Annotated in this window: 15 protein-coding genes and 1 rRNA gene; 12 read left to right on the top strand and 4 right to left on the bottom strand. The window is 61.2% G+C overall.

The features are described from left to right. Positions 1-842: ribosomal RNA gene (locus H663_RS29290) — 16S ribosomal RNA — on the bottom strand; the annotation flags it as partial. Positions 843-1,294: 452 nt separating this feature from the next. Here H663_RS29290 and H663_RS29295 point away from each other — a divergent pair. Then, on the top strand, positions 1,295-3,196 hold the full coding sequence (locus H663_RS29295; RefSeq protein ID WP_053172408.1) for an ATP-binding cassette domain-containing protein: 1,902 nt from the start codon (positions 1,295-1,297) through the stop codon (positions 3,194-3,196). Between the two features lie 52 nt (positions 3,197-3,248). Here the strand turns inward: H663_RS29295 and H663_RS29300 are convergent, their stop codons facing one another. Further along, entirely contained in the window at positions 3,249-4,655 is a 1,407-nt protein-coding gene (locus H663_RS29300; RefSeq protein ID WP_053173549.1) for an aminotransferase-like domain-containing protein, read from the bottom strand. 112 nt (positions 4,656-4,767) lie between these two features. On the opposite strand from H663_RS29300, the gene H663_RS29305 reads away from it, so the two are divergent. The 7 genes from H663_RS29305 to H663_RS29335 all read left to right on the top strand — a co-directional run bounded on the left by H663_RS29305 (position 4,768) and on the right by H663_RS29335 (position 11,161). Next, entirely contained in the window at positions 4,768-5,385 is a 618-nt protein-coding gene (locus H663_RS29305) for a LysE family translocator (RefSeq protein ID WP_053172410.1), read from the top strand. Between the two features lie 68 nt (positions 5,386-5,453). Then, entirely contained in the window at positions 5,454-6,383 is a 930-nt protein-coding gene (locus H663_RS29310; RefSeq protein ID WP_053172412.1) for a DMT family transporter, read from the top strand. 46 nt (positions 6,384-6,429) lie between these two features. Continuing rightward, complete coding sequence (locus tag H663_RS29315) at positions 6,430-7,623, top strand: aminotransferase-like domain-containing protein (RefSeq protein WP_053172414.1); 1,194 nt, start codon at positions 6,430-6,432, stop codon at positions 7,621-7,623. Between the two features lie 2 nt (positions 7,624-7,625). After that, positions 7,626-8,240, top strand: coding sequence for a glutathione S-transferase family protein (locus H663_RS29320; protein WP_053172416.1), 615 nt, complete (start codon positions 7,626-7,628; stop codon positions 8,238-8,240). A gap of 14 nt (positions 8,241-8,254) precedes the next feature. Further along, on the top strand, positions 8,255-9,190 hold the full coding sequence (locus tag H663_RS29325; protein WP_053172418.1) for a PhzF family phenazine biosynthesis protein: 936 nt from the start codon (positions 8,255-8,257) through the stop codon (positions 9,188-9,190). Between the two features lie 49 nt (positions 9,191-9,239). Then, entirely contained in the window at positions 9,240-9,914 is a 675-nt protein-coding gene (locus H663_RS29330) for a histidine phosphatase family protein (protein ID WP_053172420.1), read from the top strand. 83 nt (positions 9,915-9,997) lie between these two features. Next, positions 9,998-11,161, top strand: a complete 1,164-nt coding sequence (locus H663_RS29335; protein WP_053172422.1) for a hypothetical protein — start codon at positions 9,998-10,000, stop codon at positions 11,159-11,161. A 13-nt stretch (positions 11,162-11,174) separates the two neighbouring features. Here the strand turns inward: H663_RS29335 and H663_RS29340 are convergent, their stop codons facing one another. Beyond that, entirely contained in the window at positions 11,175-12,014 is an 840-nt protein-coding gene (locus tag H663_RS29340) for a creatininase family protein (protein ID WP_053173551.1), read from the bottom strand. Between the two features lie 264 nt (positions 12,015-12,278). Between H663_RS29340 and H663_RS29345 the strand changes: the two genes are divergently transcribed. From H663_RS29345 to priA, 3 genes are all read left to right on the top strand, one after another. Then, positions 12,279-14,489: a protein-disulfide reductase DsbD family protein gene (locus tag H663_RS29345; RefSeq protein ID WP_053173553.1), complete on the top strand. Its 2,211-nt coding sequence runs from the start codon at positions 12,279-12,281 to the stop codon at positions 14,487-14,489. Between the two features lie 311 nt (positions 14,490-14,800). Further along, positions 14,801-15,916: a uroporphyrinogen decarboxylase gene (gene hemE, locus H663_RS29350; protein WP_116695843.1), complete on the top strand. Its 1,116-nt coding sequence runs from the start codon at positions 14,801-14,803 to the stop codon at positions 15,914-15,916. A 376-nt stretch (positions 15,917-16,292) separates the two neighbouring features. Continuing rightward, complete coding sequence (gene priA / locus H663_RS29355; protein ID WP_053168904.1) at positions 16,293-18,395, top strand: replication restart helicase PriA; 2,103 nt, start codon at positions 16,293-16,295, stop codon at positions 18,393-18,395. Between the two features lie 105 nt (positions 18,396-18,500). Here priA and H663_RS29360 read toward each other — a convergent pair whose 3' ends face one another. Further along, positions 18,501-19,469 carry an AEC family transporter gene (locus H663_RS29360; protein WP_053168905.1) on the bottom strand — a complete coding sequence of 323 codons (969 nt, stop codon included), beginning with the start codon at positions 19,467-19,469 and terminating at the stop codon, positions 18,501-18,503. Positions 19,470-19,747: 278 nt separating this feature from the next. On the opposite strand from H663_RS29360, the gene cas9 reads away from it, so the two are divergent. Further along, on the top strand, positions 19,748-22,786 hold the full coding sequence (cas9, locus tag H663_RS29365; protein WP_053168906.1) for a type II CRISPR RNA-guided endonuclease Cas9: 3,039 nt from the start codon (positions 19,748-19,750) through the stop codon (positions 22,784-22,786). Positions 22,787-22,800: the final 14 nt, after the last annotated feature.

Below are 22,800 nucleotides of genomic sequence, written 5' to 3' on the forward strand. Positions count from 1 at the left end.
GAGTCAGTGAAGACCCAACAACCAGTTGACATCGTTTAGGGCGTGGACTACCAGGGTATCTAATCCTGTTTGCTCCCCACGCTTTCGTGCATGAGCGTCAGTACAGGTCCAGGGGATTGCCTTCGCCATCGGTGTTCCTCCGCATATCTACGCATTTCACTGCTACACGCGGAATTCCATCCCCCTCTACCGTACTCTAGCTATGCAGTCACAAAGGCAGTTCCCAGGTTGAGCCCGGGGATTTCACCTCTGTCTTACATAACCGCCTGCGCACGCTTTACGCCCAGTAATTCCGATTAACGCTTGCACCCTACGTATTACCGCGGCTGCTGGCACGTAGTTAGCCGGTGCTTATTCTTACGGTACCGTCATGAGCTCCTAGTATTAATAGAAACCTTTTCGTTCCGTACAAAAGCAGTTTACAACCCGAGGGCCTTCATCCTGCACGCGGAATGGCTGGATCAGACTTGCGTCCATTGTCCAAAATTCCCCACTGCTGCCTCCCGTAGGAGTCTGGACCGTGTCTCAGTTCCAGTGTGGCTGGTCGTCCTCTCAGACCAGCTACAGATCGTTGGCTTGGTGAGCCTTTACCCCACCAACTACCTAATCTGATATCGGCCGCTCCAATCGCGCGAGGCTCTTGCGAGTCCCCCGCTTTCATCCTTAGATCGTATGCGGTATTAGCGTAACTTTCGCTACGTTATCCCCCACGACTGGGCACGTTCCGATATATTACTCACCCGTTCGCCACTCTCAAGGGGTTGCCCCCTCTACCGTTCGACTTGCATGTGTAAAGCATTCCGCCAGCGTTCAATCTGAGCCAGGATCAAACTCTATAGTTCGATCTTGATTTTTTTCGGCCTTTCGACCAACTCATAAATTGGAATCAACGTGGTCACCATCTCTGATTTCCACATCTTTTTTACTTCATGAGCGTTTGTTAGCTAATTAAAGCTAAGTTCCGAAGAACTTGGCAATCACCATCAAACGCCCACGCTTATCGGCTGTATATTTTTAAAGAACCTAAGCAGCTTGGAGCCACTTTGTTTGCCTCACTGCGATCAGCGAAGCCTTCAATTATCGCACAGTTTTTTTGCTCTGCACCAGGTTTTTGAAAATTTCTTAGCTCAACCAGAACTTTTCTTCAACCACTTCTTTGTGCCTGTTTGGCTTCTTTCGAAAACCTCACTTGTGTGCAGCGAAGCCCTCGATTATTGCACAACTTTTTAGTCGTTCACATGTTTTTTGAAGTCTTTGTGAAAGTTTCGCACTCCCCCGCCCGGATAATGGGCCCATGGCTTTACTCACACTCTTGAACGCTTCTTTGGCTTTTGGCCATGTCGCACTCCTCGATCACGCTGACTTCTCTTTAGAGACGTCCGAGCGCATCGGTTTGATTGGTCGCAATGGCACAGGCAAATCGTCCTTGCTCAAAATATTGGCCGGCATGGAACGCCCGGATGACGGCAGTTTGCACGTCCAGCAGGGCGTACGCATCGCCTATGTAGCGCAAGAACCCTTGTTGGTGCCCGAGCACACCATTTTTGAATCCGTTCGTGAAGGTTTGGCAGAAGTCATTCAATGGATCGACGATTACACGCACAGCCGGGGAGATCTGGACACCCTGCAAGGACTGATCGAATCGCGCGACGGCTGGGGCTGGGAGCAACGCCTGGAGGAAACCCTGCAACGTCTGAAGCTGGACCCGAACGCCATTGTGCAATCGCTGTCTGGTGGTATGCGCAAGCGGGTGGCCTTGGCCCAGGCTTTGGTGACCCGTCCTGATGTGCTCTTATTAGATGAACCCACCAACCACCTGGACCTGAACGCCATCACCTGGCTGGAGGACCTGCTGATTGACTTCAAGGGCAGCGTGATCGCCATCACGCACGACCGGGCGTTTCTGGACCGCATCGCCACGCGCATTGTCGAGCTGGATCGGGGCAAGCTGCGCCCCTACCCGGGCAACTACGCCGCTTACCAAGTACAGAAAGAAGAGCAGTTGGCACAAGAAGCGGTGATTCAAGCCAAAGCCGACAAGCTGCTGGCCCAAGAGGAGGTCTGGATTCGCAAAGGTGTAGAAGCACGACGCACCCGCAGCCAAAGCCGCATCACACGCCTGCAAAACCTGCGCAGTGAACGCGCCGCCCGCCGTGAGAAAGTCGGCAACGTGAAAATGGAAGTTGCCTCAGGCGTGCCCAGTGGCAAGCTGGTGGCCGAATTGACGGATGTGAGCAAGAGCTTCACCCAGCCCGACGGCTCGGTGCGCACCATCATCCAGAAGTTCACCGGCACCTTGCTGCGCGGCGACAAGATCGGCCTGCTGGGCCCCAACGGCGCGGGAAAGACCACCCTGCTCAAACTGATTCTGGGCGAGCTCGAAGCCGACAGCGGCGAGGTGCGACGCGGCACCAAGATGGAAGTCGCCTACTTTGACCAGATGCGCGACGCGCTGGACCTGGACGCCACGCTGGAAGACTTCATCAGCCCCGGCAGCGAATGGATCGAGATCGGCAACAAGCGCCAGCACGTCAAAAGCTACCTGGGCGACTTTTTGTTCTCGCCCGCACGCGGCACTTCGCCCGTGCGTTCCTTATCAGGGGGCGAGCGCAACCGCTTGCTGCTGGCGCGTTTGTTTGCCCGCCCCGCCAACGTGCTGGTACTGGACGAGCCCACCAACGACCTGGACATCGAAACCCTGGAGTTGCTGGAAGAGCTGCTGCAAACCTACGAAGGCACGGTGTTCCTCGTCAGCCACGACCGCGCCTTCATGGACAACGTGGTCACCGGCATCATCGCCTGCGAAAGCGCCCCGGACCAACCTGGTTTCTGGCGCGAATACGAGGGCTCAGTACAGGACTGGCTGGTCCAGTCCCAACGCAGCCAGGCCATCCGCGCCCAGGCCGCGCAACGCAGTGGTACCCCTGCTGCGACCGCCGCACCTGCAAGCACGCCTGCTGCAACCGCTGCGGCTCGCAGCAAGCTCAGCTACAAAGAGCAACGCGAGTTGGCCGAATTGCCCGCCAAAATCGAAGCGCTGGAAAAAGAGCAGGCCGCAGCCCGTGCACAACTGGCGGACGGCAGCATTTACCAACGCGACCCGGGATTGGCGCAGCAACTGTTCAAACGCGACGCCGAGATCGACGACGTGTTGTTGGCTGCCATGGAACGCTGGGAAATTTTGTCCGCACGCTGAGCCCCAGCACGAGGGGCTCAACACGCAGCAAGAAAGCTCCAACCCAGGAAAACTACAACAAAGCCTGACGCGTCTTGGCCAGGGCGCGCCAGAATTTTTCATCTTGGGTGCTGGCAAAGTTCACCCGCATGAACGAGCCCGGCCTGCGGTCGGCATGGAACAAAGAGCCGGGCGCCAACAGGTAACCGGCATCGTGCATACGCAGCGCGAGCACATCGGTATCCACCCCCACATCCACCCAGCCAAACAGGCCCTGAGGCGGTGCCACGAACTGACAACCGTGCGCCAGCGCCAGCTTCACACTGCGACTGCGGGCGGCCTCCAGCAGTTGCGACAAACGTTCGGTGTGCCGCCGAATCGCGCCTTGCTCCAGGCACAGCGCCAATGCCTTTTCAAACAGCACCGGGGTGGTGAGCGTGGACAAAAGCTTGGTGTCCAAGAACGCATCTTTCAAATCGGCTGGAGCGGCCATGTAGCCCACGCGCCAACTGGGCGCAAGGATCTTCGCGTAGCCGCTGACATAAATGGTTTTTTGCAAGCCATCGAGCACTGACAAGCGCACCGCATGCGCCGGAGCCATGTGCCCGTAGGTGTCGTCTTCCACCACATGAAAGTTGTAGCGGTGGGCCAGGTTCACCAACTGGTGCGCACACGGCAATGACAAACCGTAACCCGTGGGGTTGTGCAAGACCGACACGCTGACCATCATTTTGGGCGCATGCAACTGCGCATAGCGCTCCACCACCTCCAGATCAGGCCCGGTCTCCAATCGCGGCACAGGCAAGATGCGCACACCCAGGTTTTGCAAGCGGGCAAATTCAATGGCCCAGCCGGGCTCCTCCACCATCACGCAATCACCCGGGCGCAACAAGGTGCGGCTGATGATGTCCAGCGCATGGGTCGCCCCCACGGTGGTGATGAGCTGGTCCGGCGCTGCGTGCAAACCCATGCTGGCCAGCTTGGAAGAAAGGGCTTCGCGCAAACCGGTGTCCCCTTGCGGCTCGCCATAGCGCAAGGACGACTCGCGCAAAGCCGGGCTGGTCACCACCTTGCGTAAGGCCGCCGATAAGAAATCGGCATCCAACCAGTCCGCAGGAAAAACCCCCATGCCCGGTTGTGGCTCGGCGCTGGGCTGGTGGAACATGCCCCGAATCAAGCTTGCGGCATTTACAGGCGGCGGGCTGGGCACAACGCCCCCGGCCGCAACGGGTGAGGACGGTGTGCGTTGCACCCGGTCGCGCACAAAAAAGCCCCGGTTCGGGCGGGCCTCCACCCAGCCCTGCGCCACCAGCCAGTCATAGGCCGCCACCACGGTGGAGGCACTCACGCCATGCATCTGGGCGCATTGCCGCACCGAAGGCAAACGTGCACCCGAGACCCACAACTGGTCACGCATGCGCGTTACAAAACGCTGCGCGAGTTGTTCGGTCAGGGGTTGGGTGGATTCACGGCTGAGCAAAGACATGGGCGGCATTCAAACAAGTGTGCGGTCAGACGGGCCAGTACAGTTTTCCAAATGATCTTGCAAACTGTACCGATACTGTACTCATTTAAGCCCTACATTCAAAGCCATGACCGCTTCAGAACTCAGCGCCCTGCTGGTGCTCGCCACCGTGAGCAGCTTCACACCCGGGCCCAACACCACCTTGTCGACCGCCATGGCCGCCAACCACGGGCTGCGCAGGGCCATGCGCTTTGTGTGTGCGGTGCCGGTGGGCTGGGGCATTTTGTTCGTGCTGTGCGCCACGGGCTTGGGCGGTTTGGTGGTGGCTTTTCCGCCTTTGCGCTGGGGCATCGTGACGCTGGGCACGGGGTATTTGCTGTGGCTAGCCTCGCGTTTGTGGCAAAGCGGCAGCTTGCAGCAGGCCGACAGCGCCAAACTGCAAGTCGGCTTTGTGCAGGGCGTGGGCCTGCAGTTCCTCAACATCAAGGCCTGGATGCTGGCGCTCGCCATCGTGGCAGGCTGGGTGGCTGGGCGCGAAGACGCCACGGCCCGCACGCTGGTGCTGCTGCCCATCATGGTGGCCTATGGCTTTTTCAGCAACCTGACCTACGCAGTGGCAGGCTCCATGCTGCGCCACTGGCTGGCGCACGGCCGCCGCTTGCTGATGTTCAACCGCTGCATGACGGTGGCGCTGGTGGCCACGGCCTTGTGGATTCTGAACGGCTTGCGGCAAAGCGCAGGCTAACAGCGCACGCCAAGCCGGATGTTCGCAAGTCAACAAATCCACCCCAATCACAACAAACCGCACCTCCTATGAACAACGCCCCTCAACAACGCGAAAACCTGGGCCTTTGGCTGGGCCTTCTGGGCGTGTTCATTTTTGGACTCACCTTGCCCATGACGCGCCTGGCCACGGGCACGGTGGACGCGCCGCAAATGTCACCCTGGTTTGTGACCTGGGCACGGGCCGCACTGGCGGGGGGACTGTCGCTCGCCTACCTGTTGGCCGTGCGTGCACCGCGTCCCACCGCAGCGCAACGCGGCCCCTTGCTGCTCTCGCTCGCGGGCAACGTGATCGGCTACCCCTTGCTGCTGGGCTGGGCGCTGCGCCATGTCACGGCCAGCCACGCCGCCGTGATCACCGCCTTGCTGCCGCTGGCCACAGCGGCCGCCGCCGCTTGGCTCATGCACCAACGCGCACGCCTCGGGTTTTGGGTGTTTGCCGCTTTGGGCAGCGCCCTGGTGGCGGTCTACAGCCTGCTGCGAGCATCACAAATGGACAATGGTGCGTCGCAGGGCTTTGGCCTGACCTGGGCCGACACCCTGTTGGTGGGTGCGGTGCTGGCCGCTTCGCTGGGTTATGTGGCCGGGGCCAAAGTCACGGCCAGCCTGGGCGCGGAAAAAGTCATCAGCTGGGTGTGTGTCATGGCATTGCCCATCACGCTGCCCGGGGCCTGGCTCACCTGGCCCGAGCAAACCATAGCGCCCCTCTCGTGGCTGGCCTTGCTTTACGTCGGGGTGTTCTCGATGTGGGCGGGGTTTTTCGCCTGGTTTCGCGGCCTGTCACTGGGCGGCCCGCTGAGGGTGAGCCAGCTGCAATTGCTGCAACCTTTCATCAGCATCGTGGCCGCTGTGCCTTTGCTGGGAGAATCGCTCGATGGCATGACTCTGGGTTTTGCCCTGCTGGTCGTGGCCACGGTGTTCATGGGGCGGCGCATGGCCAACACCCCAAAAACCCACTGAAGAGCCCACCGACAATCCAACAGAGCAAAAAATTGAGGAGCAGAACATGAAATGGCAAATGGCCCGACGCGCCGAAAAAATGAACCCCTCGGTGATCCGCGAGATCCTGAAAGTCACTGAAAAGCCCGGCATCATCAGCTTTGCGGGCGGCCTGCCCTCGCCGAAGACCTTCCCCATTGACGCCATGCGCGAAGCCAGCGAGCGCGTGCTGAGGGATGACGGCAAAGCCGCCTTGCAATACGCCGCCAGCGAAGGCTATGCACCGCTGCGCGAATGGGTGGCGCAAGACCTGCTCAAGCAGGGCATGAACGTCAGCCCCGACCAGGTGCTGATCACCACCGGTAGCCAGCAAGGCCTGGACCTGGTGGCCAAGATCCTGATCGACGCGGGCAGCCGAATTTTGGTGGAGACCCCCACCTACCTGGGCGCACTGCAAGCCTTCACCCCCATGGAGCCTGTGGCCGTGGGTGTGAACAGCGACGAGCACGGCGTGGACCCCGATGACTTGCGAGCCAAAGTCGGCACCGGGGCCGACAAAGCCCGTTTTGTTTACCTGCTGCCCAACTTCCAGAACCCCACGGGCCGCACCATGACCGAAGCGCGCCGCGCCGCCGTGGCCCAAGTGGCCATCGAAACCGGTCTGCCGATCATCGAAGACAACCCCTACGGCGACCTTTGGTTTGACGCGCCGCCCGCGCCTTCTTTGAGTTCACGCCATCCCGAAGGCAGCGTGTACCTGGGCTCGTTCTCCAAAATCCTGGCCCCCGGCCTGCGTCTGGGCTACCTGGTCGCGCCCCCAGCGCTCTACCCCAAGCTGCTGCAAGCCAAGCAAGCGGCCGACCTGCACACGCCCAGCTTCAACCAGCGCGTGGTGGCCGAAGTGCTCAAAGACGGCTTCATCGAACGCCATGTACCCACCATCCGAGCCCTGTACAAACAGCAATGCGAAGCCATGCTGGCCGCGCTCGACCGGGAAATGGCGGGCTTGGGCCTCACCTGGAACCGCCCGGTGGGCGGCATGTTCCTGTGGGTGCAACTGCCCCAGGGCCTCAAAGCCATTCCGTTGCTGGACAAAGCCGTGGAAAAAGGCGTGGCCTTTGTGCCCGGCTCTGCTTTTTATGCTGAAGGTGCGGATGAAAGCACCCTGCGCCTGTCGTTTGTGACCGCCACGGTGGACCAGATCAACACCGGCATGAGCGCATTGGCTGCAGCCATTCGGGAATCCTTGTCCGGCCAATAAGCATGCTCAAGATTTGGGGGCGCATCAGCTCGATCAATGTGCGAAAAGTTGTGCTCTGCGCACAAATGCTGAACATCCCGTTTCAGCGTGTTGACGCAGGTTTGAGTTTTGGTGTGGTCCACACACCAGACTATTTGTTGCTCAACCCCAATGCCATGGTGCCCACCATCCAAGATGGCGCCTACACACTGTGGGAGTCGAACGCGATCGTGCGCTACCTCTGCGCACGGGAAAACCAACTCTACCCATCGGACTTGCAGACCCGCTTCACTGCAGAGCAATGGATGGACTGGCAGCAGACCATCCTCAATCGCGCCAGCGGGCCTGCCTTCGTGCAATGGATTCGAACGCCCGAAGACCAACGTAACCACGACCTGATTGCCCAATCGGTCGCGGCCACAGAACCCTTGCTGGATTTGCTCGATCGAGGGCTGCAAAAGCAAGCTTTTGTTGCAGGCGAGCAGATGAGCATGGCAGACCTGCCCATCGCGTGCGAAGTGCACCGCTGGTGGGGCCTACCGCAAAACCGTCCCCATTGGCCTCATCTGGAGCGCTGGTACGCTCAGATGCGCCAGCATCCGGGCGCAGTGGGTGTATTGGATTTACCTTTGTCCTGAAAGACTTTTCTGCCATGAAAACCCGTACTTTCCAACAAGTCGACGTCTTCACAGACACCGCATTTTTGGGCAACCCCCTGGCCGTGGTGCTGGACGGCACAGACCTGTCTGACGCGCAAATGCAGGCCTTTGCCCGCTGGACGCAGCTGAGTGAAACCACCTTTGTGCTGCCGCCCACGCCAGCGGGGGTAGCGGGCGGGGCCGATTACCGGGTACGCATCTTCACGCCCGGCGCTGAGCTGCCGTTTGCGGGCCACCCGACGCTGGGCACCGCCCACGCTTGGTTGAAGGCGGGTGGCCAGCCCCGGCAAAGTGGCCAACTGGTGCAGGAATGTGGTGTGGGTCTGGTCAGCTTGAAATCGGTCGATGGCCGCTGGGCTTTTGCCGCGCCGCCCTTGCAGCGCCAAACGCCTGCGCCAGCGCTGCTGGCCGAGGTGCTGGCCGCTTTGGGCCTGCAGCCCGACGAGGTGCTGGCCGCACAAGACCTGAACAACGGCCCACACTGGCTGGGCCTTTTGATCGACTCGGTGGACAGCCTGCTCGCGCTGGAGCCTGACCACGCGGCACTCAAACGGCTGAACACCAAGGTCGGTGTGGCGGCAAAACGTGAGTCCAACGCCAACCACTCAGCCAACGGCCTGATCCGCCGCGCCAACCGCGAGGCCAGGGCCTTTGCCGCCTCAACCCGCATCGCCAACGACCCGACCGACTTGGAAGTGCGCGCCTTTGCCGCGCCGGTGGGCATCGCCGAAGACCCCGTCACCGGTAGCCTGAACGCGTCGCTGGCGCAATGGTTGATGGCCGAAGGCCACATGCCCGGCCGCTACAGCGCCCGCCAAGGCACGGCGCTCGGCCGTGCGGGCCAAGTGTTCCTCTCCAAAGACGCACAAGGCCAAGTCTGGGTGGGCGGCGATGTGGTCGGCTGCATTCAAGGCACCGTCACCCTCTGATCACTCCAGCGACAGGCGAAAACTCGCAAGCTGCGCACAATCCCAGCCCATGGGAACCCTCTATCTGGTCCGCCACGGACAAGCCTCTTTCGGGGCCGATGACTACGATCAACTCAGCCCCTTGGGCCGCCAGCAGGCCGTGCGCTTGGGTGAGTATTTGCGGCCCAAGCTGCAAGACAAGCCCCTCGAAGCGGTGCTCATGGGCAGCTTGAAACGCCACCGCCAAACTTGGGAAGGCATTGCCGAAGGCGCGGGCCTGCCGCACACCCCGGCCGTGTGGCCGGGTCTGAACGAATACGACAGCCACGCGCTGATCGAGTCGATCCACCCCGAGCCGCTGGCCAAGCCCGACACGCCCGAGCTGTACCGCCACCACTTTCGCCTGCTGCGCGACGCCCTGCAAGCCTGGATGGCCGGACGCACCCAGCCGCGTGACATGCCCAGCTATGCCGACTTTGTCGGCGGCATTGAGGCCGCGCTCGACCACGTGCGGCAGTCACACACCGGAGACGTGATGATTGTCTCAAGCGGCGGCCCTATCTCGACTGCCGTGGGCCGCGTGCTGGGCACCCCGCCCGAGACCACCATCGAGCTGAACCTGCGCATCCGCAACACGGCGCTGACCGAATTCGTCTTCACCCCCAAGCGGCACATGCTGCTGACCTACAACACCTTGCCGCACCTGGACAGCGACGCGCACCAAAGCTGGATCACTTTCGCCTGAGCCACCCATTACCTCGCGCAAGGTCATGCCCACAGGTACATTCCCTAGGCAATACCACTTCGGTTTGCAGGCAAAATCGAACCATGAACAGTTCAACTGCCTGGTTGGCCCTCAAGTCATTGGAGGGCGGCATCCAGCTCACCACCACACATGCCGCTGAGGCAGACCGGCTGTCAAGCGAGCTGACGTCTTTGTTGAATGAATGGGGCCTGGCCTCAGCGGTCCAAGCCTTGACCCTGCCCTTGCATGGCAGACAAGTTGCACTGATCTGCACGCTGCGGCCCGACTTCAGAGCGCAATGCATGCCGGGCCACGACACTTTGGCCTTGCACGAAAAACTGGGGCGCCCCACTCAGACTGACGAAGCATGGGCCCTGGAGCGAGAAATCTGGGTGGCCTTGCTGGGTTCACCCCACCGCTTTCAATTTGCCAGCCTCGACTCGCTCACCTCACACATCCGGGTGCGGCGCAACATGGCCCTGGACGCCCGAAAAACCGCGCTGGCGTTCAAAACCGATGCCGCCGAACGGCCTCAAACCTATTGGCGAGACGGGGGTGACGAGGCTGGTTTCATTTTGCAGCCAGGTCGCTGCTTGGTCGATGCACTGATAGCGGCCACCCAACCCGATGCGACAGGCAGACTCTATGATTTTTCTTGTTACAGGGCGACCGAGTACGTGATTTTGTTGGGCATCGCGCAAGAGCTCCAATCCGAAAACCCCGAACTCTTGGCCCAGTTGCAAAGCCTCAATGAAATCCACGCCGTGCGTTCAGGTCAGTTTCATGAGGTCTACCTGGTCGAATACGGCAGCATTGAAGCACCCCTGCCGGGACGCTTTTATGTGCCAGGCGACCGCTTGTGGTTTCGCAACCCGGACGAGCGCTCTTCCGACGTCACCGGCTACGAAGGCTCTTGGGTCATCTACATGGGTGGCGGCTTGTTCAGCAACTTCTGGAAGCGCGACACGCCCTACACGCTCGAGTCCAAAGCCATCGAAATCTTTCACTGGAAAGACGGCGCATACACCGACGCCCAAGGTGCGTTGCAAATGGACGAGACGGTGGTCGAGGCTCTGGTGGCGCAAACCGAAGCCAACCCTTCAGCCCGAGCCCAGGTTTTGGAGCGCATGCTGCGCATGCGCGACCCGCAAGGCGTTTATGCCGAAGGCGGCTGCCTTGACACCACCCGCGAATACCCCAAAAGCGTGAGCCGCGGGCACTGCGAGTTGGTGCTGCCCAACTTCTGAAGACCGGCTGTTTTCAGCCCACCGAATCGCTCAGGGTGTCGGGCGGTAAACGGTCAATTTCACCCAACAACTGCGCCAGCGCCCGGCCCGAGGCGCCCAGCAAAGCCTGGCCTTTTTCAGCCGTAGCGGCCAAGGCATTGCCCGCAGCGCCGTGGCGGTTGTAGTCCTGCATTTGCCAGCCCAGCTTGGCACTTTTGCCATTGCCCAAAATTTCAAAACGCTCGGCGCGGTCTTGCGAGGTGGAGCGGAAGTTCTGCGCCTTGTCCATGCGCACAGTGCCTGGCCGCAGCGCCAGCATCATCGAGGTTTCGGTGTCACCCGCATGCACGCCAAAACGGTGCTCTTCAGGGGGAAACAGCGCATTCACGTCCCCGCCTTGTGCATCGTGCAAGGGCAAATTGAACCAGCTCACGCTGTAAACCAGCATGCCCAGCCGGGCCCGCCAATCCCGCGCCACGATGTCCATCACGCTGACTTGTCCGCCATGGGCGTTGAGCAGCACCAGCTTTTTTACGCCACTGGCCGCCACCGATTCACCGATGTCAGTCCACAAACGGATCAAGGTCTCGGCCTTGAGCGTCAAGGTGCCCGCAAAACGCGCGTGCTCAGGGCTCAGGCCCACGGCTTGGGTGGGCAAAAACAAAGCCGGCAAGTCGGCAGGCAAGTGCGGCAAGCAAGCCGCCACCACGCCATTGACCAAATCGGTGTCCACCGACAGCGGCAGGTGCGGGCCATGCTGCTCGGTGGCGGCGACGGGCAGGACGGCGATGGCCCGATCGATGGCCCGGTCTGGTACTAAGGCCTGAAAATCGAGGGTGGTCCAGTCGGCCCAAAAACGCGAAGGATTTTGCATGGGGGGCATCTTAATGGAGCCCGGGCGTGTACAGTGCCTTGCGCACTGTGATGCCGGGGCACCCCGCCCGATCGATCAGGGGTCAAACGAAGGATTGGCGTGCAAGTTTCCGTGTTTTTTCGTGGCCAGGCCACCGCTTTGTCCAAATGGAAGGTGCAGGGCTGGGTCGCTTTGATCGCCTTGGTGTGCCTATTGGCTGCGTGGCCCCTGCCCAGCGGGGCACAAACGGGCTCGCTCTTTTCCAGCAAAAACGCCCCTTCCAACTTGCCCGCCACCAGCGCCTTACTGGCAAGCGCTGCCAACGTGGTCAAGACCGACCAAGTGCGGGCCGAATTGCTGGTGCACGCCCCCGAGGGCATTCGCGCCGGGCAAACGTTTTGGCTGGGCCTGCAGATCGAGCACCAGCCGCATTGGCACACCTATTGGCAAAACCCCGGCGACTCGGGCCTGCCCACGCGACTGCAATGGCAGTTGCCAGCCGGCTTGCAAGCGGGGGACATCGCCTGGCCGCTGCCCAAAAAAATCCCCATCGGCACCCTGGCCAACTATGGTTACGAAAACCGCTTAATGCTGACCGTGCCCGTGACGGTGGGGGCTGACTTCCGCTTTCCAGACGGTGGGCCATTGACCCTTGGCTTGCAAGCCGAATGGTTGGTGTGCCGCCAGGAATGCATCCCGCAAGAAGGCCGCTTCAGCTTGCAGCTGACCTCTGCCGCGCCGCAAAAACCCAACGCGGCCGGGTTTGAAACGGCGCAAAAACTCAGCCCCCAAGCCCTGCCTCAGCTGCAGCAAGGCGGCACCTGGATCACGGGCGGCCAAGCCACCTTGTCCGCTGACGCCAAGCAGATCAACCTGCGCGTGCATGGCCTGCCTGTGGGCTGGCGTGGCCAGACCTTGAGCGCCTTCCCTGTCACCCCCAACGTGGTGCACAACGCGGCCGTGCAGGGCAAAGACTGGACGCAAAGCTGGCAAGGCGCGGTCTGGAGCGCTCAGATTCCGGTGTCTGAAGAACGTGGCGACAGCCCGACATCGATGCGCTGGGTGATCGCGGCCGGGCCGGAGTCTGCACCGAAAGCCCCGGCTTTTGAAATCGAAACGCCTGTGCAAGGCACTTGGCCCGCGCTGGCCCAAGCCGCGCCCGCTGAGATTTCGCCCGCATTGGCGAAAGCTCTGGCCGAGAACGCCAGCGCCGCACAAAAACCAGCGGCCTCCAGCACCACCGCTTTGGGCCTGACGCTGGCCGTTTTGGGGGCTTTGGTGGGCGGGTTCTTGCTCAACCTCATGCCTTGCGTGTTCCCGGTGCTGGCCATCAAAGTCATGGGTTTTGCGCAAGCTGACACCTCTCAGGCCCAACACCGCACGGCAGGCATGGCCTACACCGTGGGTGTGGTGCTGTCGTTCATGCTGCTGGGTGGACTGATGCTGGGCCTGCGGGCTGCGGGCGAGCAATTGGGCTGGGGCTTTCAATTGCAGTCGCCCCCCGTCGTGGCGGGCCTGGCGCTTTTGTTCACCCTGCTGGGCCTGAACCTGGCGGGCGTTTTTGAATTTGGGCAGATGCTGCCCAGCAGCCTGGCCACGCTGCAAAGCCGCCACCCCACGGTGAACGCCGGTTTGTCGGGCGTGTTGGCCGTGGCCGTGGCCTCGCCCTGCACCGCGCCCTTCATGGGGGCATCTTTGGGCCTGGCCGTTGCGCTGCCCGTGTGGCAAGCGCTGCTGGTGTTTGCCGCCATGGGCGTGGGCATGGCTTTGCCGTATCTCGCTGCCAGCTGGTGGCCGGGCATGGCCCGCGCCCTGCCGCGCCCCGGGGCCTGGATGGCGACTTTCCGCCAAGCCATGGCGTTTCCGATGTTTGCCACCGTCATTTGGTTGCTGTGGGTGCTGGGTCAACAAACCGGCATCGACGGAGCGAGCAGCCTGCTGGCCTTGCTGCTCACGGTGGCTTGGCTGGTGTGGGCGCTGAGCTTGAGCGGTCGCACGCGTTGGGTATTGAGCGGCTTGGCCCTGGCCGCCTTGCTGTGGATGGGCAGCAACTGGTTGCCACTGGCTTTGCGTGAAGCGCCAGTGGAGACGCTGACCAGCGCCAGCACCCAAGGCTCCAGCCAAACCACACCCGGCACCTCGTCTAGCACCAACGCTTCCACTTGGCAGCCTTGGTCTGAAGCCGCAGTACAAACCCAGCTGGCCGCAGGCCGTCCGGTGTTTGTGGACTTCACCGCCGCCTGGTGCGTGACTTGCCAATACAACAAGAAAACCACGCTGGCCGACGCCCGTGTACTGGCCGACTTTGCGGCACGGCAAGTGGTGCTGATGCGGGCCGACTGGACGCGGCGCGACCCGGCCATCACGCAAGCGCTCACGGCACTGGGCCGCAGCGGCGTGCCGGTCTACGCGCTGTACGCCCCCGGACGTGCGCCCGTGTTGCTGTCGGAATTGCCTTCCGTGGGCGAGGTTCAGGCGGCCCTGTCATCTCTGTGAAAAGGGAGAATTTTTCCCCTCACACCCTTGGTGGCACTGGCACAGACCCCATGTCGGGGCTAAAGCCACCGACCTGCGAGTCTGAGCCGTGTGTTGCCCGTTGGGAGGGTTTTGTGGGAGCTTGCCCTGAAAGCGAAAAGCCTGCGGTCCACAAGATTCTGATCGCCAGCAGGGCTAGCGCCCACAAAGTACAAGATTGAAGTCATCCTGCAAACTTCACAGGGCATGAACCCGATCAACCACCGTGAAGTCCGCACCAGAAGGTCACCTCGGGCTCCAAGCAGCCCCTCACTGGCTGCGACAATCAGGGCATGAGCTCATTCGCACCCCTCCAAAACGACAGCTTCTTGCGCGCCTGCCTGCGCCAAGCCACTGACCACACCCCCGTCTGGCTCATGCGCCAGGCCGGACGCTATTTGCCCGAGTACTGCGCCACCCGCGCCAAGGCCGGCAGCTTCATGGGCCTGGCCACCAACGTCGACTTCGCCACCGAAGTCACGCTCCAGCCGCTGGACCGTTACCCGCTGGATGCCTCCATCTTGTTCAGCGACATCCTCACCGTGCCCGACGCCATGGGCCTGGGCTTGTCGTTCGCCCAAGGTGAAGGCCCGCGCTTTGCCAAAAACGTGCGCGACGAAGCCGCCGTGGCCGAATTGGCCGTACCCGACATGAACAAGCTGCGCTATGTGTTCGACGCGGTCACGTCCATCCGCAAGGCGCTGAACGGCCGCGTGCCTTTGATCGGCTTTTCCGGCAGCCCCTGGACGCTGGCTTGCTACATGGTTGAAGGCGCGGGGTCTGACGATTACCGCCATGTGAAGACCCTGATGTACAGCCGCCCAGATTTGATGCACCGCATCCTGGAAATCAACGCCGATGCCGTGGCCCTGTACCTGAACACCCAGATCGAAGCCGGTGCCCAAGCGGTCATGGTCTTTGACAGCTGGGGCGGCGTGTTGGCCGATGGGGCTTTCCAGCAATTCAGCTTGACCTACACGGCCCGCGTGCTTGCCCAGCTCAAAACCGAGCACAACGGCCAGCGCATCCCCAGCATCGTCTTCACCAAAGGCGGGGGCCTGTGGCTGCCCGAGATGGCGGGTCTCAACTGCGACGTGCTGGGTCTGGACTGGACCATGAACCTGGGCCGCGCCCGCGCCCTCGTGGGCGGTGAAGTCGGTGGCCCCGGCAAGGCGCTGCAAGGCAACATCGACCCGAACATTTTGTTTGCACCCCCTGCGCAGATCGCGACCGAGGTGCACCGCGTGCTCGACAGCTTTGGCCAGCCGCACACCGACACCACACAAACCGGCCCCACCCACATCTTCAACCTGGGCCACGGCATCAGCCAATACACCCCGCCAGAGCATGTGACGGCGCTGGTGGAGGCGGTGCACAGCCATTCACGTCATCTGCGAACCAAAGGCTGAAAGCAGGCGGCGGTTAGCACAAAAAACAAGTGCCGCCGCCTGTTTTTTTGCAAAAAAATTGCCGCCAAGTGCTTGACTTATGCACAAATTCTAAAAGTCACACTTGTGAAAAAGCCTGCCATCGTCAAGCCACACAGCGCCTGCCTCGAATTCGCAAGTCATTGATTTCATTGAACTTTTTAAAATTGCCCAAGAGATGTGCAATCTGGCGAAAGGCTTGATTTTCAAGGCTTTCCGGGCGGTCCTGATGAGTTTTCAACAAAGTTATCCACAGATTTCCTGGATCACTTTCAAAGCACTTTGAAATCAACAACTTACGGCCGATTCCAAGAATTTTTCTGTTCCCTAACCGCCCCGATTGACTGAAAACCCCAACATGGATGTGAGCAAGCACTACTGGATCGACGTCGCCGTCCAGACCCCGGCACACAGCCAGATTGGAGGGCTGCTGAGTTACCGATGCGCCTTTGAGGTGCAGCCGGGCCACTTGGTGCGGGTGCCTTTGGGCCAGCGCGAACTGCTGGGCGTGGTCTGGGCCATCTCGGACAGTGCCCCCGCTGGCATGCCCGAAAAAGCCGTGCGCGATGCCGCCGGGGTGCTGGAGGGACTGGCCCCGCTGGACAGCGCCTGGCGGCAATTGGTGCAGTTTTCAGCCCAGTATTACCAGCGCTCGCTGGGCGAAGTGGCCTTGTCCGCCCTGCCCCCGCAGTTGCGCGACCTCAGCTCAGAGCAACTGGCCCGGCGCCTGAAAAAACAAAACACCGAGCGCACGGTGCACACCCAAACTGGCCCCGCCCTGTCTGAGGAACAGCAGGCGGTTTTGGCCCAAATGACGTCGGCACCCGGCCCCTTTTTGCTGTTTGGCAGCACCGGCAGCGGCAAGACCGAGGTGTATTTGCAGGCCGTGGAGCGCATGCTGCAAGCCGACCCGCAGGCCCAGGCCCTGCTCATGGTGCCCGAGATCAACCTCACGCCCCAGCTGGAAGAACGGGTGCAAGCCCGCTTTGGTGCAGAGGCCGTGGTCTCCATGCACAGCGGCATGACGCCCGCACAACGCCTCAAGGGTTGGCTGGCCGCGCATGCAGGCCATGCCCGCATCGTGCTGGGCACGCGCATGGCCATTTTTGCGTCCATGCCACACCTCAAACTCATCGTGGTCGACGAAGAACACGACCCCAGCTACAAGCAGCAAGAAGGCGCGCGCTATTCGGCCCGCGATCTGGCGGTGTACCGGGGCAAGCTGCAAAACGCCCAGGTGCTGCTGGCCTCGGCCACGCCGTCGCTGGAAAGCTGGCACCACAGCCGCCCCGCAGCAGAGGGTGGGCGCTACCTGCGCCTGCACATGCCCTCGCGCATTGGCACCGGCCTCTTGCCCAAGGTGCGCCGCGTGGACATGAACCACCAGGCCAAAAAAGCCGTGCTCTCAGCCCCGCTGGTGGCCGCCCTGCAAGAACGCGTGGAGCGCGGCGAGCAATGCATGTTGCTGCTCAACAGGCGCGGCTACGCCCCGGTGCTGCACTGCGCCGATTGCGGCTGGAAAAGCGAGTGCAAACATTGCAGCGCCTTTCGCGTCTTCCACAAAATTGACCGCACGCTGCGCTGCCACCACTGCGGCATGACCGAACGCGTGCCCCGGGCCTGCCCGGCATGCGGCAATGCCGACATCGCCCCGATTGGCCGCGGCACCGAACAGCTTGAAGAACATTTGGGTGAGCTGCTGGCGCATGTCAAACGACCTGACGGCACGCCCATCCGCATTGCCCGCATCGATGCCGACACCACGCGCCTCAAAGGCGCACTCGAAAGCCAGCTGGCCCAGGTGCATTCGGGCGAGGTGGACATCCTGGTCGGCACCCAGATGATTGCCAAGGGGCACGATTTCAGACGCATCACCCTGGTGGCCGCCATCAACCCGGACACGGCGCTGTTTTCCAGCGACTTTCGGGCACCCGAGCGGCTGTTTGCCCTGCTCATGCAGGCCGCAGGCCGGGCCGGACGAGACGCCCGCCAAAGCGCCAGCAGCGAGATGTGGGTGCAAACCTTCCACCCCACGCATCCGCTGTTTGAAGCCCTCAAAAAGCACGATTACCCCGCATTTGCCGCCAGCGAATTGGCCGAGCGCACCGCAGCCGACCTGCCCCCCATCAGCCACCAGGCGCTGCTGCGCGCCGACGCCCGAAGCCAGGACGTGGCCCAGGGCCTGCTGAACGCCGCGCGCGAAACCCTGGAAGCCCAGCTCAGCGCCGACCCCGCCACGGCCGAGCTGGTGATGCAAGTGAGCCTGTACCCCGCCGTGCCCATGAGCATGCAGCGCGTGGCCGATGTGGAGCGCGCCCAGATGCTGCTTGAAAGCCCCCACCGCATGGCCCTGCAAAAAGTGCTCTGGCATCTGCACGGCGTGCTGCACCAGTTGCGCAGCGCCCCTGAACACAAGGGCGTGATCCGATGGCTGGTGGACGTGGACCCGCAGGCGATTTGAGGCGGGCTGTTGTCATGGCGCGCATGTCGGACTCTTCGAGTGCCGACCTACACCAGCGCCTCATGTCGTCGGCACTTGCAGAGTCCGACATCATTCACGGCACCCTCAAGGCTTGAGCAAAGCCACCGCGCCTGAGAAGGTCAAAAATGCGGCCGAGGTGGTCACCATAATGATGCGGGCTATGCGCCCATTGTCGGCACCCAGACGTTCGGCCAGCAGAGACACATTGCTGGCACTGGGCAGCGCGGCCACCAACACCATCACCTGCAAGGCAAAGGGCTCAATCGGCACACCCCACTGGATGGCCGTCAAGCCGACCATCAACACCAGCACCGGGTGCAGCACCAGCTTGATCAGCGCAATCGGCAGGTAATCGGCGCTGCGCAAAGGCCCATCAGGGCGCTCGTGCGCCAGCATTTGCGAGCGGGCCAGCACCGCACCGATGGTGAACAGCGCCACAGGCGAAGCCGCATCGGCCAGCAGGCTCACGGTCTTGTTCACCGGACCGATCAATTCCAGGTTCCAGAATGAAAACGCCGCGCCCAGGCTGATGGCCCAGGGCATGGGGTTGCGCAGCACCCCGGCCAGCGCCTTGCGGGCGGCCACTGCCGCGCCGTGCTGCCCGGCCGCGTCCATGCGCGACAAAGCCACGCACAGCGACGAGGTGATCACCAGATCGACCACGATGGTCACAATGGCCGGACCCACCGCCTGCGCCCCGAGCAAGGCCACCAGCAAGGGCACCCCCATGAAGCCGGTATTGGGAAAGGCCGCCACCAGCGCCCCCAAAGACGCGTCGTTCCAGCGGATGCGCGCATTCAGGCTGATGGCAATGCTGAACGCCACAACCACCAAGGCGCACAACAAATACGTGAAAAACACTCCGGCATCGAGCAACTGCGCAATCGGCGTGTCGGCTCCAAAGCGGAACAACATGCACGGCAGCGCAAAAAACAGCACAAAGCCATTCAGGCCCGGAATGGCCTCCAGGGGCAAGAACCGCAACCGAGCCGCCGCATACCCACACAAGACCAAGGCAAAGAAGGGGAAGGTGACACGCAATATTTCAAGCATGCGCGGATTGTCGGGGTAAGAGCGAGGGTCGGCGGGTCACGGGGCCGACAAATTGGACGAGACAGGCCAGCTCGAGAAGCCTTGAAAACTTGACGCGCCCTGTACGAGTGGTTTCCTCGATGCGCTTGCAAAAGACGAAAGGCCGCATGTAGCGGCCTTTCCATTTGGTGCATCTTTCGGCTTGTTAGCGTCCAGAGCGCATTTCCCAATCGACGAAATGAGTTTTGAATATAGCACAATAGTTACAAATAATTGGATTATTGAATTGGAACTGAGACATGGCAAACATGCGCTACCGACTGGCCCTTGATTTGGGCTCCACATCCCTGGGCTGGGCCATGGTGCGGCTCGATGCCCAAAACGAAACCTGCGCCGTGATCAAAGCGGGCGTGCGCATTTTCAGTGACGGGCGCAACCCCAAAGACGGCTCGTCCTTGGCGGTCAGCCGCCGTGAAGCCCGCGCCATGCGCCGCCGCCGCGACCGCCTGCTCAAGCGCAAAACCCGGATGATGGCCACCTTGATGAAGCACGGCTTTTTTCCACAAGACGAAGCGGCCCGTCAGGCCTTGGTCAACAAAGAACCGTTTGCATTGCGGGCCAAAGGCCTAGACCACGCTTTGCTGCCCGAAGAGTTTGCCCGTGCGCTGTTTCACATCAACCAGCGTCGGGGTTTCAAGAGCAACCGCAAAACCGACAAAAAAGAAACCGACAGCAGCGCACTGAAAAAAGCCATTGGGCAATTGCGTGAGGCCATGCAAGCCTCAGGCTGTCGGACGGTGGGCGAATGGCTATGTGCCCGTCACCAGCAGGGCCTGTCGGTGCGGGCGCGCTACCGCGAAAACCGCATCACCAAAGACGACGGCAAAACCAAAATAGAAAAAAGCTACGACCTCTACATTGACCGCGCCATGATCGAGGCCGAGTTTGATGCTTTGTGGGCCAAGCAAAGCGAACTCAACCCCGAGCTGTTCCATGAGACCGCCCGAGCAGAACTGAAAGACTGCCTGCTGCACCAGCGCCCGCTCAAGCCCGTCAAGCCGGGCCGCTGCACCTTGCTGCCCGACGAAGAACGTGCCCCACTGGCCCTGCCCAGCCAGCAACGTTTTCGCATCTACCAAGAAGTGAATAACTTGCGCCTGTTGCGCGAGGGTCTGAACGAAGAGCCTCTTACGCTGACGCAGCGCGACCAACTGATCCAAGCGCTTGAAACCAACCCCAAACGCAGCTTCACGCAGATTCAAAAACTGCTCGGGTTCTCTGGCCAGTTCAACCTGCAAGACGACAAGCGCACCGAACTCAAAGGCAACAGCACCAGCGCCATGCTGTCGAAGAAAGAATTTTTTGGCAGCCAATGGCTCAGCTTTGACGAGACCCACCAGGATGAGATCGTCATGCAGTTGGTGTCCGAAGAAAACGAAGCCCGATTGATCGCTTGGCTGCAAGCCGAAACCGGTGTGGACGAGATCACTGCCGAACGCATCGCCAACACGCCATTGGCCGAAGGCTATGGCAGCTTGAGTGCCAAGGCGCTTGAAAAAATCCTGCCAGCCTTGCGCGCTGACGTCATCACTTATGACAAAGCCGTGCTGGCGGCTGGCTTTGACCACCACAGCCACATCAGCCATGCCGCCACAGGCGAAATCCTGCCCGATCTGCCCTATTACGGCCAATACCTCCAGCGCCATGTCGGCTTTGGCACTGGCAAGCCCGAAGACCCGGCTGAAAAGCGTTACGGCAAGATAGCCAACCCCACTGTGCACATTGGCCTGAACCAGGTGCGCACCGTGGTCAACGCGCTGATCAAGCGCTACGGCCACCCCAGCGAAGTGGTGGTGGAGCTGGCCCGCGACCTCAAGCAAAGCCAGGAGCAGCGCAAAGAGGAACAAGCGCAGCAAGCCAAAAACCAGCGCCGCAACGAACGCATGCGCCAAGACATTGCGGGCTTGCTCAACACCAGCACCGAACGCGTGCGTGCACTCGATCTGCAAAAAATGATCCTCTGGGAAGAACTCAGCTTCAACGTCGCCGACCGCCGCTGCCCCTACAGCGGCGTGCAAATCAGCGCCCAAATGCTGTTCAGCGACCAAGTAGAGATCGAACACATCCTGCCGTTTTCGCAAACGCTGGACGACAGCCTCAACAACAAAACCGTGGCCATGCGCCAGGCCAACCGCATCAAAGGCAACCGTACACCTGCCGAGGCGGCCGCCGACTTTGCGGCCCAAGGCTGGCCGGTGGAGGACATGCTGCACCGCGCCAGCCTCATGCCCAAAGGCAAGCGCTACCGATTTGCACAAGACGGCATGGCGCAATGGCTGCGCGAAGACAAAGGCTTTTTGGCCCGCGCACTCAACGACACCCGGCACCTGAGCCGTGTGGCGCGGGAATACCTGAGCCTGGTTTGCCCGCAGGGCACCCGCGTGATCCCCGGACGCATGACCGCCATGCTGCGGGCCAAGTTCGGGTTGAACGACATCCTGGGCCTGAACGGCGAGAAAAACCGCAACGACCACCGCCACCACGCGGTGGACGCCTGCGTGATCGCCGTGACCGACCAAAGCATGTTGCAAAAGTTTGCCAAAGCCAGTGCCAGCGCCCGAGAAAAGCAACTCAACAAACTGGTGGAGTCCATGCCGCTGCCCTGGGACAGTTACCGTGACCATGTGCAACGCGCCGTCGAGCGCATTTGGGTGAGCCACAAGCCGGACCATGGGCACGAAGGGGCGATGCACAACGACACCGCCTACGGCCTCTTGGGCGGTGGTCATGTGCAGGTGCGCAAGCGCATGGATGGCGTGCGCACTCGCGAAACAGCGGCGCTCAAAGTGATCGAATTTGCTGACAGGCAAGCCCACCCCCGACACGGCTTGCTGCCCAATGGCGAGCCCATGCCCTACAAAGGCTACAAGGGCGACAGCAACTACTGCATGGAAATTGTGCGCAACGACAAAGGCAAGTGGGAAGGGGAAGTGGTCTCCACGTTTGAGGCCTACCAACTGGTGCGCCAGCATGGGCTGGCTCGGCTGCGGCATCCAGCGCTGAGCGTGAGTGGCAGGCCGTTGGTGATGCGATTGCTGCGCAATGACACCCTCAGAGTGATACACAACGGTGAGCAAAGAACTGTTCGAATTTGCAAGATGACGGCCGAGGGAGTCATTGCGCTTGCCGACACAACAGAATCAAATGTAGATGCGAGAACTCGAACAAAGGATCTTTCGTACATTTTTAAGACTGCGGGTTCACTTCAAAAGTCAAAAGGACGACGTGTCGCCATTTCACCTTCGGGTGAAATGAAAGATCCAGGCTTCTTTGACTGACCCATAGAAGTATC

Source organism: Limnohabitans planktonicus II-D5, assembly GCF_001270065.2.
In the GTDB taxonomy this organism is placed as follows: Bacteria; Pseudomonadota; Gammaproteobacteria; order Burkholderiales; family Burkholderiaceae_C; genus Limnohabitans_A; species Limnohabitans_A planktonicus.

Coding starts and splice junctions, on each gene's coding strand:
- H663_RS29295 (WP_053172408.1), top strand. CDS start 1,295: ATGGCTTTACTCACACTCTTGAACGCTTCTTTGGCTTTTGGCCATGTC.
- H663_RS29305 (WP_053172410.1), top strand. CDS start 4,768: ATGACCGCTTCAGAACTCAGCGCCCTGCTGGTGCTCGCCACCGTGAGC.
- H663_RS29310 (WP_053172412.1), top strand. CDS start 5,454: ATGAACAACGCCCCTCAACAACGCGAAAACCTGGGCCTTTGGCTGGGC.
- H663_RS29315 (WP_053172414.1), top strand. CDS start 6,430: ATGAAATGGCAAATGGCCCGACGCGCCGAAAAAATGAACCCCTCGGTG.
- H663_RS29320 (WP_053172416.1), top strand. CDS start 7,626: ATGCTCAAGATTTGGGGGCGCATCAGCTCGATCAATGTGCGAAAAGTT.
- H663_RS29325 (WP_053172418.1), top strand. CDS start 8,255: ATGAAAACCCGTACTTTCCAACAAGTCGACGTCTTCACAGACACCGCA.
- H663_RS29330 (WP_053172420.1), top strand. CDS start 9,240: ATGGGAACCCTCTATCTGGTCCGCCACGGACAAGCCTCTTTCGGGGCC.
- H663_RS29335 (WP_053172422.1), top strand. CDS start 9,998: ATGAACAGTTCAACTGCCTGGTTGGCCCTCAAGTCATTGGAGGGCGGC.
- H663_RS29340 (WP_053173551.1), bottom strand. CDS start 12,014: ATGCAAAATCCTTCGCGTTTTTGGGCCGACTGGACCACCCTCGATTTT.
- hemE (WP_116695843.1), top strand. CDS start 14,801: ATGAGCTCATTCGCACCCCTCCAAAACGACAGCTTCTTGCGCGCCTGC.
- priA (WP_053168904.1), top strand. CDS start 16,293: ATGGATGTGAGCAAGCACTACTGGATCGACGTCGCCGTCCAGACCCCG.
- H663_RS29360 (WP_053168905.1), bottom strand. CDS start 19,469: ATGCTTGAAATATTGCGTGTCACCTTCCCCTTCTTTGCCTTGGTCTTG.
- cas9 (WP_053168906.1), top strand. CDS start 19,748: ATGGCAAACATGCGCTACCGACTGGCCCTTGATTTGGGCTCCACATCC.